This window comes from Streptomyces sp. NPDC044106 (genome assembly GCF_056433985.1).
This window is the reverse complement of record NZ_JBWKFZ010000014.1, coordinates 216001-230999: the sequence shown is the minus strand read 5'-3', so window position 1 is coordinate 230999 and position 14999 is coordinate 216001. Positions and strand designations below refer to the sequence as shown.

Here is a 14999-nt window from a genome sequence, read left to right as displayed (position 1 = left end):
CCTAGAGGTTCCCGGGATACCCCTGAAGTCCCTTTTCGACCAGGTCGAAGGCGCGCTCGGCGAGGGCCGCGCAGTCGACGGCGATGTCCTCGGCCCGGTCGCCCGCGAGCAGCCTGCGGTGGTTCTCCAGGATCACCGCGTCCCGCGCGGCGACGAGCTGGTGGGCGGCCACGCCGGCGAGCAGCCGGTCGCCCGTCTCCTCGGTGAGGACCTCGGCGAGCAGCTCGATGCCGCGCATCTGGAAGAACAGGGTGCGGCGCGCCAACGTCGGCGTGTCGGTGATGAGTTGACGCATCTGGACCAGCCGCACGTCGTCGGAGAGGCCGATCGAGGGGTCGCGCTCGGCCACCTTGGCCAGGAACTGCCGACGCAGGGCGCTGACCGCGGACTCTCCGGGCTCCCGCTCGCGCACCGCGTCGGCGGCGTCGGAGACGTGGTCCTCCATCGGGCCGAGGAGCACGTCCTCCTTGGTGCCGAAGTAGTTGAAGACCGTCATCTTCGAGACGTCGGCCGCGGCGGCGATCTCCGCGACGGAGACCTTGTCGTAGCCACGCTCCAGGAACAGGGTCAGCGCGCTGCGCCAGATCCGCATCGCGGTCTGCCGCTTCTTGCGCTCGCGCAGTCCCAGCGCTTCTTCAGCCATGCGCTTCCTCAGCCATGCGATCCCTCAGCCATCCGCCTGCTCAGCCATGCACCGCACTGTACCAGGATGAATTTTACTCTCGGAGTAAATATTGACTCGGTACATTTTCAGGGCCAGGGTGGTCCTCATGCCTCCGACCACGACTACGACCACGCCCCCCGCGTCACCCGTGGACACGACCCCGCCCCTGTCCGAAGGGCGCCGCAAGGTCGCGTTCGCCGTCTGTCTCGCCACGATCGTCCTGGCCGTCCTCGACATGCAGATCGTGTCGGCCGCCACCGTGCCGATCGTGCGCGACCTCGACCCGGCCCACGGGGTCGACAAGATCCCCTGGCTGGTCAGCGCCTACGCGCTGGCGGGTGCCGCGATCCTGCCGCTGTACGGCAAGCTCTGCGACGCGCTCGGCGCCGCCCGCGTCTTCGTCGCCGCCGTCACCGTCTTCCTGCTCGGCTCCGCGCTCTGCGGCGCCGCCCAGTCGATGGGCCAGCTGATCGCGGCCCGCGCGGTGCAGGGCGTCGGGGGCGGCGGCCTGATGAGCATCACGATGGTGGTGATCGCCCAGCTCAAGGGGGCGGGCGGGAAATCGTCCGGGCCCGGCGGCATCGGCGGCATCGTGGCGGGCGGCGGCATGGCGCTCGGTCCCTGGCTCGGCGGCCTGCTCGCCGACCACGCGAGCTGGCGCTGGATCTTCTACGTCAACCTGCCGGTCGGCATCGCGGTCCTCGCCGCCTCCGGACTCGTCCTGAAACTCCCGCGCCGAGCCGGCGCGCGCCACTCCATCGACTACCCGGGCGCCGCGCTCGCCGCCGCGTTCTCCGTCGCCCTGCTCCTGGTCACCGACTGGGGCGGCAAGGACTACGCCTGGTCCTCACCCGTCGTCGTCGGCCTGATCGCGGCGGCCGCGGCCACCCTCGCGCTCTTCCTGTGGCGGCAGGCCAGGGCGGCCGAACCGGTGCTCCCGCTCTCGATGTTCCGGATCCCGCAGCTCCGCTTGGGCTTCGCCATCCAGGCGCTGACGGGCGCCGCCATGATGTGCGTGATCTATTACGTGCTCGTCTACCTGCAGGTCGCGCGGGGCGTCTCCAGCTCGTCCGCCGGGCTCTACCTGCTCCCCATGGCGGCCGGCATGACCGCCGTCGGCCTGCTCTCGGGCCGCCTCGCCACCCGCGGCTGGTCCGCGCGCACCTTCACCATCGGCGGCACGGCGACCACGGCCGTCGCCTTCGCGCTCCTCGCGACCGTCGGCCCGGACACCTCGCTCTGGCTCGTCAGGGCCGAACTCCTGCTCGCCGGGGCCGGGTTCGGCCAGCTCATCGGCCAGTTGATCCAACTCGCGCAGGACTCGGCGCCGCGCCACCAGCTGGGCGTCGCGACGACGAGCATCCGCTTCTTCCAGACCCTCGGCAACGCGGTGGGCACCGCCCTGTTCGGCGCGGTCCTGCTCCGCCTGTACGCGGCGGAAGGCCCCGGCGGCGACGTCGGCGCCATCCCCGGCCTGACCGGAGAAGCGCACGCCGCCGCCGTGCGGGCCTACGTCGACGCCACGGACGTGGTGTTCCTGTGCGGGGCCGGGATCATGCTGCTCGGGACGGTGCTTGCGCTGCGGCTTCCTCGCCGGTCCCACCGGCCGTGAAGAACTCGCCGTTCGCCGGTACCCCGATCCCGCGCCACGTGAACGGCACGCCCCGCGCGGTGTCCGGGTCGGGCCCGTCCATCAGCTGGAAGTGCACGTGCGGCTCGGTGGAGTTGCCGGAGTTCCCGCAGTCGCCGAGCCGCCGCCCCGCCACGACCCGGTCCCCCGCCCGCACCGTGAGCGAGCCCCGCCTGACGTGCGCGTACATGGCGTACGTTCCCCCTCCGAGGTCGAGCACGATGTGGTTGCCGACGACGCGGCGGGTGCCGCCGAGCGTCCTGCCGACGCCCTCGACCAGCCGGAAGTACAGGACCCCGACGAGCGAGCTGCGGCTGAGGTGGTCGCGCTGGCCGTCCTCGGCGTGCACCACGGTGGCGTCGGCGACCGCGTGCAGGGGTTGCCCGAAGGCGGGATAGGCGTCGCCGCGCCGGGCGACGGGCCAGAACCAGACGGGCTTGGGGCGGGCGGGCCCCTCCTCCGGTTCGGCCGTGATGTCGATGGCGTACGTCTGCCCCAGGTGGTGCGTACCGTGGCTCGGCACGTTGTCGGTGGGGCTGTTCAGCGCGGACCAGCGGCCGGTGACCGGGGGCGCGACCTCGACCGGGGCCGGGGGGTCCGTCTCGATCTGCTTGCGCGCGGAGCGGGACATCGACGTACTGATGCCGATCGCGGCGATCGCGGGCAGCCAGCTCAGCCAGTAGTTGTACGGCAGCTCCGTGAACTGCCGGACGACGAACTGGGCGAAGAACACAACCCACAGCAGCCGGTGGGCCACAGCGGCGGACTTGCGCAGCCCCGCGGATTTCCCGGACATGATTCCCCCTCGTGCGACTCGTACAGAAATGCGTGCCGGAATCCGGTCAGGTCACCGGGCGCGCTGCCGTGAGCACCACAAGCAGCGGCACCACGCGCCCGGCGGGAACCTCGTACCGCCCGCGCTCGGTGGTGTGCAGCCAGCCCGCGCCGGTCAGCTGGCGCAGGTGGTGGTAGATCTGGCCGGTGGTGCCGACGTCGTCGAGCGCGGCCAGCTCGGCGGCGGTGCGCAGGCCGCCGAGGATCTCCCGCAGCAGCCGCAGCCGTACGGGATTGCCGAGGGCCGCGAACGACTCGGCCGCATCCGACCAGTCGCCCTCGAACAGCGCCTCCGTGAGCTGCCCGTACTGCCAGTCGTACCGATGCCCCGTCGGCACCCGCACGGAGCCGGTGAACAGGACGGCACCGTCGGCCTCCTCGGTCACCGGGTGCCGTGCTTTCAGGGCGTCGAGGGCCCAGAAATCGCCCTCGCCCACCGGGGGCGCGGCCGGACCCGCGCTCTCCAGCCGCGCCATGCGCCGTTCGAGCTCGGCGACCCGCTCTTCCAGGTTCATGATGCGAGATTACGTAATTACGTAATCTCATGCAACCCCCTACGGGGCGCGGTCCAACCGGCGCGGGAACGACGAAGCCCCCACCCGGACCAGGTCCGAGCGGGGGCGGCGAAGAAGAACCGTCAGGCGAAGAGCCCCGGAATCGTCTCCTCGTGCGCGGCACGCAGCTCGCTCAGCGGCAGCGTGAACTCGCCCTGCACTTCCACCGCGTCGCCGTCGACGACACCGATGCGGCGCACAGGCAGGCCCCGCGCCCCGCACATGTCGGTGAAGCGCAGCTCCTCGCTCCGCGGCACCGAGACGACCGCGCGCCCCGCCGACTCGGAGAAGAGGAAGGTGAACGCGTCGAGGCCGTCGGGGACGACGAGGCGCGCGCCCTTGCCGCCGCGCAGGCACGACTCCGTGACGGCCTGCACGAGACCGCCGTCGGACAGGTCGTGCGCGGCGTCGATCATGCCGTCGCGGGAGGCCGAGATGAGGATCTCGGCGAGCAGCTTCTCGCGCGCCAGGTCGACCTTGGGCGGCAGCCCGCCGAGGTGGCCGTGGACCACCTGCGACCAGGCCGAGCCGCCGAACTCGTCGTGCGTGTCGCCGAGCAGGTAGAGGAGCTGGCCCTCTTCCGCGAAAGCGATCGGCGTGCGCCGCGCGACGTCGTCGATCACGCCGAGGACGGCGACGACCGGCGTCGGGTGGATCGCCGCCTCACCGGTCTGGTTGTACAGCGAGACGTTGCCGCCGGTGACCGGGGTGCCCAGCTCCAGGCAACCGTCCGCGAGACCGCGGACGGCCTCGGCGAACTGCCACATGACGTCCGGGTCCTCGGGCGAGCCGAAGTTCAGGCAGTCCGAGATGGCGAGCGGCCTGGCGCCGGACGCGGCGACGTTGCGGTACGACTCGGCGAGCGCGAGCTGCGCGCCCGTGTACGGGTCGAGCTTCGCGAACCGGCCGTTGCCGTCGGTGGCGATGGCGACGCCGAGGCCCGTCTCCTCGTTGATCCGGATCATCCCGGAGTCCTCGGGCTGGGCGAGCACGGTGTTGCCCTGCACGAAGCGGTCGTACTGGTCGGTGACCCAGGACTTCGCGGCCTGGTTCGGGGCGGCGACCAGCTTGAGGACCTGCTCGCGCAGTTCCTCGCCGTTCGCCGGGCGGGCCAGCTTGTTCGCGTCGTCGGCCTGGAGGGCGTCCTGCCAGGACGGGCGGGCGTACGGACGCTCGTAGACCGGGCCGTCGTGCGCGACCGTGCGCGGGTCGACGTCGACGATCTTCTCGCCGTGCCAGAAGATCTCCAGGCGGTCGCCGTCCGTCACCTCACCGACGACGGTGGCGATGACGTCCCACTTCTCGCAGATCTCCAGGAAGCGGTCGACCTTCTCGGGCTCGACCACGGCGCACATGCGTTCCTGCGACTCACTCATGAGGATCTCCTCAGGGGTGAGCGTGGAGTCGCGCAGCGGCACGTCGTCGAGCTCGACGCGCATGCCGCCGGAGCCGTTGGACGCCAACTCGCTGGTGGCGCAGGAGAGTCCGGCCGCGCCGAGGTCCTGGATGCCGACGACGAGCTTCTCGGCGAAGGCCTCCAGGGTGCACTCGATGAGGAGCTTCTCCTGGAAGGGGTCACCGACCTGGACGGCGGGACGCTTCGACGGCTTGCTGTCGTCGAAGGTCTCGGAGGCCAGGATGGAGGCGCCGCCGATGCCGTCGCCGCCCGTGCGGGCGCCGTACAGGATGACCTTGTTGCCGGGGCCCGAAGCCTTCGCGAGGTGGATGTCCTCGTGCCGCATGACGCCGATGGCACCGGCGTTGACCAGCGGGTTGCCCTGGTAGCAGGCGTCGAAGACGAGCTCGCCGCCGATGTTGGGCAGGCCCAGGCAGTTGCCGTAGCCGCCGATGCCCGCGACGACTCCGGGGAGCACGCGCTTGGTGTCGGGGTGCTGGGCGTCGCCCATGCGCAGCGGGTCCACGACGGCGACCGGACGGGCGCCCATCGCGATGATGTCGCGGACGATGCCGCCGACGCCGGTGGCCGCGCCCTGGTAGGGCTCGACGTACGACGGGTGGTTGTGCGACTCGACCTTGAAGGTGACCGCGTAGCCCTGGCCGACGTCGACGACACCGGCGTTCTCGCCGATGCCGACCAGCATCGCTTCGTTCTCGGGGACCTTCTCGCCGAACTGCTTCAGGTGGATCTTGCTGCTCTTGTACGAGCAGTGCTCGGACCACATGACGGAGTACATGGCGAGCTCGGCGCCGGTCGGGCGGCGGCCGAGGATCTCGCGGACGCGGTCGTACTCGTCTTCCTTCAGGCCCAGTTCGGCCCAGGGCAGCTTGACGTCGGGCGTCTCGGCCGCGTGCTTGACGGTATCCAGAGTCATGCGTTGACCAGCTTCTTCAGGATCGAGGCGAAGAATCCGAGGCCGTCGGTGCGGCCGGTCCCGACCAGCGGCTCCACGGCGTGCTCGGGGTGCGGCATGAGGCCGACGACGTTGCCCGCCTCGTTGGTGATGCCTGCGATGTCACGGAGCGAGCCGTTGGGGTTGCCGTCGAGGTAGCGGAAGGCGACGCGGCCCTCGGCCTCCAGCATGTCCAGGGTCCGCTCGTCGGCGGTGTACTGCCCGTCGATGTTCTTGAGCGGGATCGCGATCTCCTGGCCCGCCGTGTAGTCGGCGGTCCAGGCGGTCGCGGCGTTCTCCACGCGCAGCCGCTGCTCGCGGCAGATGAAGTGCAGGTGGTTGTTGCGCAGCATCGCGCCGGGCAGCAGGTGCGTCTCGGTGAGCACCTGGAAGCCGTTGCAGATGCCGAGGACCGGCATTCCGGCCTTCGCCTGCGCGATGACGGACTCCATCACCGGGGAGAAGCGCGCGATGGCGCCGGCCCGCAGATAGTCGCCGTAGGAGAACCCGCCGGGCAGCACCACGGCGTCGACCTGCTTGAGGTCCTTGTCCTTGTGCCAGAGCGGCACGGCCTCGGCGCCCGCCACGCGGACGGCGCGCTGGGTGTCGCGGTCGTCGAGGGTTCCGGGGAAAGTGACGACTCCAATTCGAGCAGTCACTTCGCGGCCTCCTCGGCCTTCTGCGTCTGCTGGTCTTCTTCGACCTTTACGACGAAGTCCTCGATCACCGTGTTGGCGAGGAAGGTTTCCGCCAACTCGTGGATACGGGCGAGGGCCGGGGCGTCGATCGGCCCCTCCACCTCGAGTTCGAAACGCTTTCCCTGACGTACGTCGGAGATGCCCTGGAAACCGAGGCGCGGCAGTGCACGCTGCACCGCCTGGCCCTGGGGGTCGAGGATCTCCGGCTTGAGCATGACGTCGACTACGACGCGTGCCACTGGCACTCCCGGTGTGTGGTGCTGGCGTGTGCTGCTTGCACGGTGCTGAGCAGGTGCCTTCAGACTACCGGCACAAAATTTCTACTCGCGTAGATTCGTAGCAACCTACGAGATGACGGTCACGTTCCGGTACCCAAACAGGTTTCGAACCGGGAATCTTCACAGCGAATCCCCGAAAGATCACGCATCGTCATTGGAGCCTGACACGCGGAGGTATTAGGACAGGCTTCACAATGCAATGCCGGGCACTGTACAAAGGAAATGGCAATAGTCGATACTTTGCCCAAAACATCCGTGCAGTCGGCATCACCGCATGTCAACGCGGTAGAGCCGCGCGAAGGGACCGATATTCGTGGCGCAACGTGTCGTGGTCACTCTCTTTGACGACATCGACGGCGGGGAAGCGGCGGAAACGGTCGCGTTCGGTCTTGACGGCAAGTCGTACGAGATCGACCTCAGTCAAACCAATGCGAAGAAACTGCGCACGGCCCTCGCCCCCTACCTGGAGGCGGCCCGCAAGCAGGCACGCCCCGGTGTCACCTTCCGGCACACGGCGGTGTCCCCCGATCCGTCGGCGGTCCGCGCCTGGGCGCGCTCGCACCGGATGAGCGTGCCGCCGCGCGGCCGCATCCCGAAGAAGGTCTACGAGGCCTTCGAGGCGGCCAACTGACGGCGCGCGCCGACCGGCCGGGACCCGGCCCCGGGCCCCTCGCGGCAACCGACTTGCGCTGCACCCCTCCCGGTCGGCTAAAGTCTGGAGCACGCCGAGGGGCGAGGCCGAAAGGCCGGGCCTCACGGAGTCTTGCGGGTGTAGTTCAGTAGTAGAACATCCCCCTTCCAGGGGGAAGGCGCAGTGTGCAATTCCTGTCACCCGCTCCGCATCGCTCACCGACCAGTCAGCTGGTTGCGGTAAGCTGATGCCCGCGCCGACCGGTGAAAGCCGGTTGGAGGCAATGCGAACGTAGCTCAGTTGGTAGAGCGCAACCTTGCCAAGGTTGAGGTCGCGAGTTCGAACCTCGTCGTTCGCTCCACAGAGAAGGCCCCGGTCGATCCGACCGGGGCCTTCTTCATGCGCCCCCTCCATCCGGTCCCTGCCTGCCCCCCTCCCACTTGCTCCCACCTGCGCGGACACCGCTCCTGACATTTGTCATGCGGGCCGGTGACAGCGCGCACTGCCGACGGCCCGGTGGCCGGGTGACGCTGAGGACATGACTGACCAAGTGATCGACGTGACCGGTCTCCGGCGCGTGTACGGGGGCGGTTTCGAGGCGGTACGCGGGATCTCCTTCTCCGTGGGACGGGGCGAACTGTTCGCGCTGCTCGGCACCAACGGCGCCGGCAAGACCTCCACGGTCGAACTCCTCGAAGGGCTCGCCGCACCGTCCGGCGGACGCGTACGGGTGCTGGGACACGACCCGTACACCGAGCGGGCCGCCGTGCGCCCACGGATCGGCGTCATGCTCCAGGAAGGCGGCTTCCCCGCCGAGTTGACCGTCGCGGAGACCGTACGGATGTGGGCGGGCTGCACCAGCGGTGCCCGGCCCGCCGCCGAGGCACTGGAGCTCGTCGGGCTCGGCAGGCGGACCGGCGTGCGCGTGAAGCAGCTCTCCGGCGGCGAGAAGCGGCGGCTCGACCTCGCGCTGGCCCTCATCGGCCGCCCCGAGGTGCTCTTCCTCGACGAACCCACCACCGGACTCGACGCCGAAGGGCGCCGCGAGACCTGGGAGTTGGTCCAGGAACTGCGCGACAACGGCACGACCGTCCTGCTCACCACGCACTACCTCGAAGAGGCCGAGGCGCTCGCCGACCGGCTCGCGATCCTGCACGAGGGGCGCATCGCCGCCGAGGGCCGCGTCACCGACGTGGTCGCCGCACAGCCCTCCCACGTCTCCTTCGACCTGCCCGAGGGGTACTTCCCCGGCGACCTGCCGCCGCTCGCCGCGCTCGGCGTGACCGGCCACGAGGTCACCGGGCGGCGCGTCCGGCTGCGTACGAACGAACTGCAGCGGACCGCCACGGAACTGCTCCTGTGGGCCAGGGGCGCCCGGGTCGAACTGGCCGGGCTCGACGTGCGGGCCGCCTCCCTGGAAGAGGCGTTCCTGCGGATCGCCCGCGACGCGGAGAACGGAACGGGAACGGACGAGCGCCCCGCGGGGCGCGCCACGCAGAAGGAGACAGCGGCATGAGCGGAGGCAGCGGCATGAGCACGGTGGCCGTCACGACACCCGCGCGGCGGATGCGGGCGCTGGCACGCGCCGAGCTCACCCTGCTCGGCCGGAACAAGGGAATGCTGTTCGCGGCGCTGTTCGTGCCGATGGTGGTGCCCTTCAGTACGAAGCAGGCCGCCAAGGACATGGACCTGGCAGGCACCGGGCTCACCGTCGGCACCGTCGTGCTGCCCGGCGCGCTCGGCTTCTCGCTGCTCTTCGCCGTGTACTCCTCGCTGACCGCCGTCTACACGGCCCGCCGCGAGGAACTCGTCCTCAAGCGGCTGCGCACCGGCGAGCTGCGCGACCCCGAGATCCTGGCGGGCGCCGCGCTGCCCTCGGTCGTCATCGCGGCCGTGCAGTGCCTCGTGCTCGCCGCGGGCTGCGCGGCGCTCCTCGACGCCGGGGCGCCGAACCGGCCCGACCTCGTCGTGCTCGGCCTCGCCGCGGGGCTCGTGATGTTCGCCGCGCTGGCGGCCGTCACCGCGAGCTTCAGCAGGTCCACCGAGTCCGCGCAGGTCATGAGCCTGCCGCTGATCTTCGCCTCGATGGTGGGCTCGGGTCTCTTCGTGCCGCTCGAAGTCATGCCCGACAAGGTCGCCTCGGTCTGCGAACTGCTTCCGCTCACGCCCGTCGTCGAGCTGATCCGCGGCGGCTGGGCGGGCGGCGTCTCCGCCGGTGAGACGTTCGGCGCCCTCGCGACGGCGGTGGCCTGGACCCTGCTCGCGGTGTTTGCTGTACGCCGGTGGTTCCGCTGGGAACCGCGTCACTGAGAGACAGGCTCCGAGAGACAGGCTCTGAGGGAGGTACTGGGTGCTACTCGGCCGAATACGGGCCTGGCAGCGTGGCTGGCACGGACGCAGCAAGATCGAGAAGGTCGAGTTCCAGAGCATGGCCATGTGGCACGCCATGCCGTGGATCTTCTTCGTCAGCTGGGGCTCACTGCCGCTCGGCCTGAGCCTGCGCCACGAGCCCGTCGCGCAGATCCTCGGCTGGGCGCTGATCGCGGTCGCCGCGGCGCAGAGCGCGCACGCCAACCGCTCGCTGCGGCAGGTGTACGACCACTACCTGAAGCGCGTCCCGCTGCCGCGCCGCGACCTCGCGATCGGCGGCGCCCTGCTGGCCGTCGCGGAGGGACTCGGGCTCGCCCTGCAGGCGGTCGACGGAGTGAAGCAGGGCATGCTCGGCCTGACCGCGCTCTACCTGGTCGTCCCGTTCGGCCAGTCGCTCGCCTTCGCCCTCCCCATCAAGGTCTTCCTCTCCCGGCTCGCGCTCTTCGACGCCGTGATCGTGGCCTGCTACGCCCTCATGGGCGCACGCGGCGGCCAGCTCGCCGGCTACGCCGCGCTGATCGCCTTCGGCGGCGTACTCGCCCTGTTCTCCGCGCGCTGCGGCGCCTGGACGCTCTCCGTGATGTGGGAGGCCGACCGGGCCCGCGAGGTCGAGGCGCGGCTCGCGGTCGCCGAGGAGCGGCTGCGGTTCGGGCGGGACCTGCACGACGTGATGGGACGCAACCTCGCGGTCATCGCGCTCAAGAGCGAGCTGGCGGTGCAGCTCGCGCGGCGCGGCAGGCCCGAGGCCGTGGACCAGATGGTCGAGGTGCAGCGCATCGCCCAGGAGACCCAGCGGGAGGTACGGGAAGTGGTGCGCGGCTACCGCGAGATCGACCTCGGCGTGGAGCTGACCGGCGCGCAGGGCGTCCTGGAGGCGGCCGGAATCCGCTGCCGGGTGACCGGTTCGGCGGCCGGGCTCTCCGCGCCCGTGCAGTCGGTCCTCGCCTGGGTCGTGCGGGAGGCGGCCACCAACGTGCTGCGCCACGGGGACGCGCGGCGGTGCGACATCGTGCTGGCGGTGGGCGGGGACGAGGGCGGGGCCGAGGGGCGTACGACGCTGGTCGTCGAGAACGACGGGGTGGATGGCGGGGTGCCGGGGGCAGGGGTGCCCGGGGGCACCGGAGGTGTGCCTGAGGGGGCACCCGTAAGGCGCGGCACCGGGCTCGCGGGGCTGCGGGAGCGGCTGGCCGCGGTGGGCGGAACGCTGGAGCACACGTCGGGGGACGGCGTCTTCCGCCTCTCCGTGGACGTACCGGCGGCGGGACGGCTTCCAGGTCCGGAGCCGGAATCGGGATCGGAACCGGGGCCGGGCCCGGAACAGGAATCGGGATCGGGATCGGAACCGAGGCCGGGGTCGGGATCGGAGCCGTCTTCGCGTGCCGCCACCGCCGGGGCGCCCCGCCAGGAACCCGGCAGCCGTCGTGAGGAAGAAGCCCTGCTGTGAGCGTTCGCGTGCTGCTCGCCGATGACGAGCACCTCATCCGGGGCGCGCTCGCCGCCCTGCTCGCCCTGGAGGACGACCTGGTCGTCGTCGCCGAGGCCGCGACGGGACCCGAGGCGCTCGCCATGGCGCGGGCCCACGAGCCCGACGTCGCCGTGCTCGATCTGCAGATGCCGGGCGCCGACGGTGTGAGCGTGGCCACAACCCTGCGCGACGAACTCCCGCACTGCCGGACCATGATCGTGACGAGTCACGGCCGGCCGGGGCATCTCAAGCGGGCCCTCGCGGTCGGGGTACGCGGCTTCGTGCCGAAGACCGTGAGCGCCCAGCGGCTCGCCGAGATCATCCGGACCGTACACGCCGGAAACCGCTACGTGGACCCGGAGTTGGCCGCCGACGCGATCTCCGCCGGGGACACGCCGCTGACCGCACGCGAGGCCGAGGTGCTCGAACTCGCCGCCGACGGAGCACCCGTCGCGGAGATCGCCGAGCGCGCCGCGCTCTCCCAGGGAACCGTCCGCAACTACCTCTCGTCGGCGGTCACCAAGATCGGGGCGGAGAACCGTCACGCGGCGGTGCGTCTCGCGCGCGAGCGAGGTTGGGTATAGTTGTCCTCGCGCTTCGGCGCAACGCGGACGTAGCTCAGTTGGTAGAGCGCAACCTTGCCAAGGTTGAGGTCGCCAGTTCGAACCTGGTCGTCCGCTCCGTACAGAAGGCCCCGCTCCTCGGAGCGGGGCCTTCTTCATGTCGGGGCGGGGCCTTCTTGCCGGTAAGGACCGGTGGCTACCAGGGCGTGCCCGTCAGCCGCTCGTACGCCTCGATGTACTTGGCGCGGGTGGCGTCCACCACGTCCTGCGGCAGCGGCGGCGGGGGCTGCTCGCTCGCCCGGTCCCAGCCCGAGTCCCGCGAGGTCAGCCAGTTCCGCACGTACTGCTTGTCGAACGAGGGCTGGGCGTGGCCCGGCTCCCACTGGTCGGCGGGCCAGAAGCGGGAGGAGTCCGGGGTCAGGACCTCGTCGGCGAGGATCAGATGCTCCCCGTCGAAGCCGAACTCGAACTTCGTGTCCGCGAGGATCAGGCCGCGCTCGCGCGCGATGTCCCGTGCCCGGCCGTAGACGGCGAGGCTCGCCTGGCGCAGCTGGGCGGCGGTCTCCGCGCCGACCTGGCGGGCGACCTCCTCGTACGAGACGTTCTCGTCGTGCTCGCCGACCGCGGCCTTCGCGGCGGGCGTGAAGATCGGCGCGGGCAGCTCGGAGCCGTCGAGGAGGCCCTCGGGCAGGGCGAGGCCGCAGACGGTACGGGAGTCGTTGTACTCCAGGAGCCCCGAGCCCGTCAGATAGCCGCGGGCGACGCACTCGACCGGCACCATCCGCAGGGACTTGCAGACGAGGGTGCGGCCCTCCCAGTCGGCGGGCGCGCCCTGCGGCAGCTCCGTGGAGATGACGTGGTTCGGGACGAGGTCGGCGAGCTGGTCGAACCACCACAGGGAGAGCTGGGTGAGGACGCGGCCCTTGTCGGGGATCTCCGAGGGCAGCACCCAGTCATAGGCGGACAGGCGGTCGCTGGCGACCATGACGAGCTCGCCCGCCTCGTTCTGGTACAGCTCGCGCACCTTGCCGGTGTGGAGGTGGACCAGACCCGGCACTTCAAGTGGCTCGGGCTTTTCTACGAATCCGGACACGGTTCCCTCCCGTGGTTCTGGCCAAGTGAGGTCGATTCTCCCGCATCGGACGTGCGGTTTTGGCCAGGGGTTGAGCGGGGCGGTGCGGCGGCGCGGTGTTCGTTGGGGTTTCCAGTGCGATTTCCGGGGCGGTTTTCGGGGCCGTGCGACGGGGTCAGTCCCGCTTGCAGATGCGGTCCAGAAGATTGGCCGTGGCGCGCTGGATACGGGGGTCCACATGCCCGGGCCGGTCGAGCGCCGGCGACCAGGCGAAGGTGCCGGACGCGAAGACGAGGGCGCCGGACGGGGCGCGGTAGAGGGAGGACTCCTGGTGACGGGTGGCGCCCTCGGCGTCCTCGTACGGGGAGTGGGCGAGCAGGATGCGGCCCTGGTGCTCGGGGAGCGCGGTCCGCGGGAAGTAGCGGTCGGCCTCGCCCGCGACCAGGCCCTCGATCTCGTCGCCGTCGTGCGCCCCGGTGGCCTCCCACAGCCAGTGGTCGGCGTTGCGGACGACGAGGGGGCGCGGCTCGGGGACGCGGCCCGCGTACTGGATGCCGAGCAGCTGCTGCTCGGCCTTGTCCTGCTCGCGCCAGAGCGCCGGGCGGCCGGGACCGCGGCGCTTGCGGCAGGTGAGCAGCCGGTCCGCGACACCGGAGGCGGAGGGGCCCAACTCCACCTGCCAGTACATGGTGTTGGCGGAGAGGAAGACCAGCGAGGTGCCGTGCTCGCGGGCCAGCTCGGTGGCGCGGCGCATGTTCGGCGACCAGTACTCGTCGTGGCCGGGGAAGACCAGGCCGCGGTACCGGGTGGTGTCGATGCGGCCCGCGTGCAGGTCACGGGCGTCCGCGTACGCCAGGTCGTAGCCGTACCGCTCGGCCCAGCGGATGAAGTCGTAGGCGTGGCCGACATGCAGGGGGAGGCCCGCGCCCGCGTACGGACGGTCGAAGGAGACCGTGACGGCGGCCTCGCTCTCGCCGAGGAGAGCGCCCTGCTCGTCCCACGCGTGGTAGAGGCTGGCGCCCGTGCGGCCGTCCTCGGGGTAGAGGTTGTACGCCTGCCAGGTGACGTCCGGCAGGAGCAGCAGGAGGTCGGCGGGGTGGTCGTCGCGGACCGTGAAGGGGACGTGCGAGCGGTACCCGTCGGCGGTGGTCAGGACCGCCACGTACGCCCCGATGCTCCAGTAGCTGGGAATCTGCAGACGCCAGGAGAGCCACCAGTGGTGGCAGGAGACCGTGCGGTCCGCGGTGAGCGGGGCGGGCTGGACGATGCCGGAGAGGCGGGGGCTGGTGGTGATCTTCGACGCCCCGTCGCCCCCGTAGTGCCCGATGCGGTAGATGTCCACGCTGAACTGCTGGGGCGGGTCGACCGTGACGTGGAAGTCGATCGCCTCGCCCGGGGCGGCGGCGCCGGTGGAGGTGAACCCCTTGATCTGGCGGTGCACGTCGTCGGCGGTGAGCGGACCGCCCGTACGGGGCGCCGGGATGTCCGTCGCGCCGGGGGCGGGCGCGTGGTCGACGTACCAGGGCACGACGTGGCCCGTGTCGTCGAAGTACTGCTCCGAACCGCGCAGCCAGGGCAGCGGGCCCTGACCGAAGGGGTCCGACACGGCGTGCGCGAGTGCGCCTGATTCCCAGCGGCGAATCGGCTCCGACTTCATCCCTGCCCCTCCCTCACTCCCCGAGCTGCGGCGCCTGATGGTGCGTTGTGGTCCGGCGGCCATATCCAGCACATCACATTACGCAGGCACCTCGTCACCGTTCGTCGCGAATTCCTGGGAACGGAGAGTGACATTCCGAGCACCGTGGCGGAAGGGGTGGCGGACGGGTGGCGGGAGGGGTAGCGGGATGCGTGTTCCGGCGAGGGCGCCTGCCTGCGGCTTTGCCTCCGAT

14 protein-coding genes and 3 tRNA genes are annotated in these 14999 nt (G+C 70.9%); 9 read left to right on the top strand and 8 right to left on the bottom strand.

Annotation, left to right across the window (positions count from 1 at the left end; genetic code table 11):
• Position 1: 1 nt before the first annotated feature.
• Positions 2-643 (bottom strand): TetR/AcrR family transcriptional regulator, encoded by a 642-nt coding sequence (locus tag AC07DI_RS26360; RefSeq protein ID WP_384256049.1) that lies wholly within the window; start codon positions 641-643, stop codon positions 2-4.
• Between the two features lie 127 nt (positions 644-770).
• On the opposite strand from AC07DI_RS26360, the gene AC07DI_RS26355 reads away from it, so the two are divergent.
• Positions 771-2276 carry an MFS transporter gene (locus AC07DI_RS26355; protein ID WP_478906331.1) on the top strand — a complete coding sequence of 502 codons (1506 nt, stop codon included), beginning with the start codon at positions 771-773 and terminating at the stop codon, positions 2274-2276.
• Here the strand turns inward: AC07DI_RS26355 and AC07DI_RS26350 are convergent.
• From AC07DI_RS26350 to purS, 5 genes are all read right to left on the bottom strand, one after another.
• Entirely contained in the window at positions 2218-3090 is an 873-nt protein-coding gene (locus AC07DI_RS26350; RefSeq protein ID WP_478906330.1) for a M23 family metallopeptidase, read from the bottom strand. The two genes, AC07DI_RS26355 and AC07DI_RS26350, sit on opposite strands and share 59 nt — an antisense overlap.
• 46 nt (positions 3091-3136) lie before the next feature.
• On the bottom strand, positions 3137-3643 hold the full coding sequence (locus AC07DI_RS26345; RefSeq protein WP_384256042.1) for an ArsR/SmtB family transcription factor: 507 nt from the start codon (positions 3641-3643) through the stop codon (positions 3137-3139).
• Between the two features lie 122 nt (positions 3644-3765).
• Positions 3766-6015 (bottom strand): phosphoribosylformylglycinamidine synthase subunit PurL, encoded by a 2250-nt coding sequence (purL, locus tag AC07DI_RS26340; RefSeq protein ID WP_384256040.1) that lies wholly within the window; start codon positions 6013-6015, stop codon positions 3766-3768.
• Positions 6012-6692: a phosphoribosylformylglycinamidine synthase subunit PurQ gene (gene purQ, locus AC07DI_RS26335; protein ID WP_478906329.1), complete on the bottom strand. Its 681-nt coding sequence runs from the start codon at positions 6690-6692 to the stop codon at positions 6012-6014. Before purQ ends, purL begins: the two co-directional genes overlap by 4 nt.
• Positions 6689-6970 (bottom strand): phosphoribosylformylglycinamidine synthase subunit PurS, encoded by a 282-nt coding sequence (gene purS / locus AC07DI_RS26330; protein ID WP_384256035.1) that lies wholly within the window; start codon positions 6968-6970, stop codon positions 6689-6691. Before purS ends, purQ begins: the two co-directional genes overlap by 4 nt.
• Before the next feature lie 352 nt (positions 6971-7322).
• Here purS and AC07DI_RS26325 point away from each other — a divergent pair, with 352 nt between their 5' ends.
• From AC07DI_RS26325 to AC07DI_RS26290, 8 genes are all read left to right on the top strand, one after another.
• Positions 7323-7640 (top strand): histone-like nucleoid-structuring protein Lsr2, encoded by a 318-nt coding sequence (locus AC07DI_RS26325; RefSeq protein WP_384256033.1) that lies wholly within the window; start codon positions 7323-7325, stop codon positions 7638-7640.
• A gap of 134 nt (positions 7641-7774) precedes the next feature.
• Positions 7775-7846, top strand: a tRNA-Gly gene (locus tag AC07DI_RS26320).
• A gap of 79 nt (positions 7847-7925) precedes the next feature.
• A tRNA-Gly gene (locus tag AC07DI_RS26315) sits at positions 7926-8001 on the top strand.
• Between the two features lie 177 nt (positions 8002-8178).
• Complete coding sequence (locus AC07DI_RS26310) at positions 8179-9156, top strand: ATP-binding cassette domain-containing protein (RefSeq protein WP_478906328.1); 978 nt, start codon at positions 8179-8181, stop codon at positions 9154-9156.
• Entirely contained in the window at positions 9153-9950 is a 798-nt protein-coding gene (locus AC07DI_RS26305; RefSeq protein ID WP_384256027.1) for an ABC transporter permease, read from the top strand. Before AC07DI_RS26310 ends, AC07DI_RS26305 begins: the two co-directional genes overlap by 4 nt.
• Before the next feature lie 40 nt (positions 9951-9990).
• Positions 9991-11454, top strand: a complete 1464-nt coding sequence (locus tag AC07DI_RS26300) for a histidine kinase (RefSeq protein WP_478906327.1) — start codon at positions 9991-9993, stop codon at positions 11452-11454.
• A complete protein-coding gene (locus AC07DI_RS26295) occupies positions 11451-12059 on the top strand; it encodes a response regulator (protein WP_478906326.1) in 609 nt (202 codons plus the stop codon). Before AC07DI_RS26300 ends, AC07DI_RS26295 begins: the two co-directional genes overlap by 4 nt.
• A 23-nt stretch (positions 12060-12082) precedes the next feature.
• A tRNA-Gly gene (locus AC07DI_RS26290) sits at positions 12083-12155 on the top strand.
• 79 nt (positions 12156-12234) lie between these two features.
• Here the strand turns inward: AC07DI_RS26290 and AC07DI_RS26285 are convergent.
• Positions 12235-13131 carry a phosphoribosylaminoimidazolesuccinocarboxamide synthase gene (locus tag AC07DI_RS26285; RefSeq protein WP_478906325.1) on the bottom strand — a complete coding sequence of 299 codons (897 nt, stop codon included), beginning with the start codon at positions 13129-13131 and terminating at the stop codon, positions 12235-12237.
• A 154-nt stretch (positions 13132-13285) separates the two neighbouring features.
• Positions 13286-14767: a N,N-dimethylformamidase beta subunit family domain-containing protein gene (locus AC07DI_RS26280; protein WP_478906324.1), complete on the bottom strand. Its 1482-nt coding sequence runs from the start codon at positions 14765-14767 to the stop codon at positions 13286-13288.
• Positions 14768-14999 lie beyond the last annotated feature (232 nt).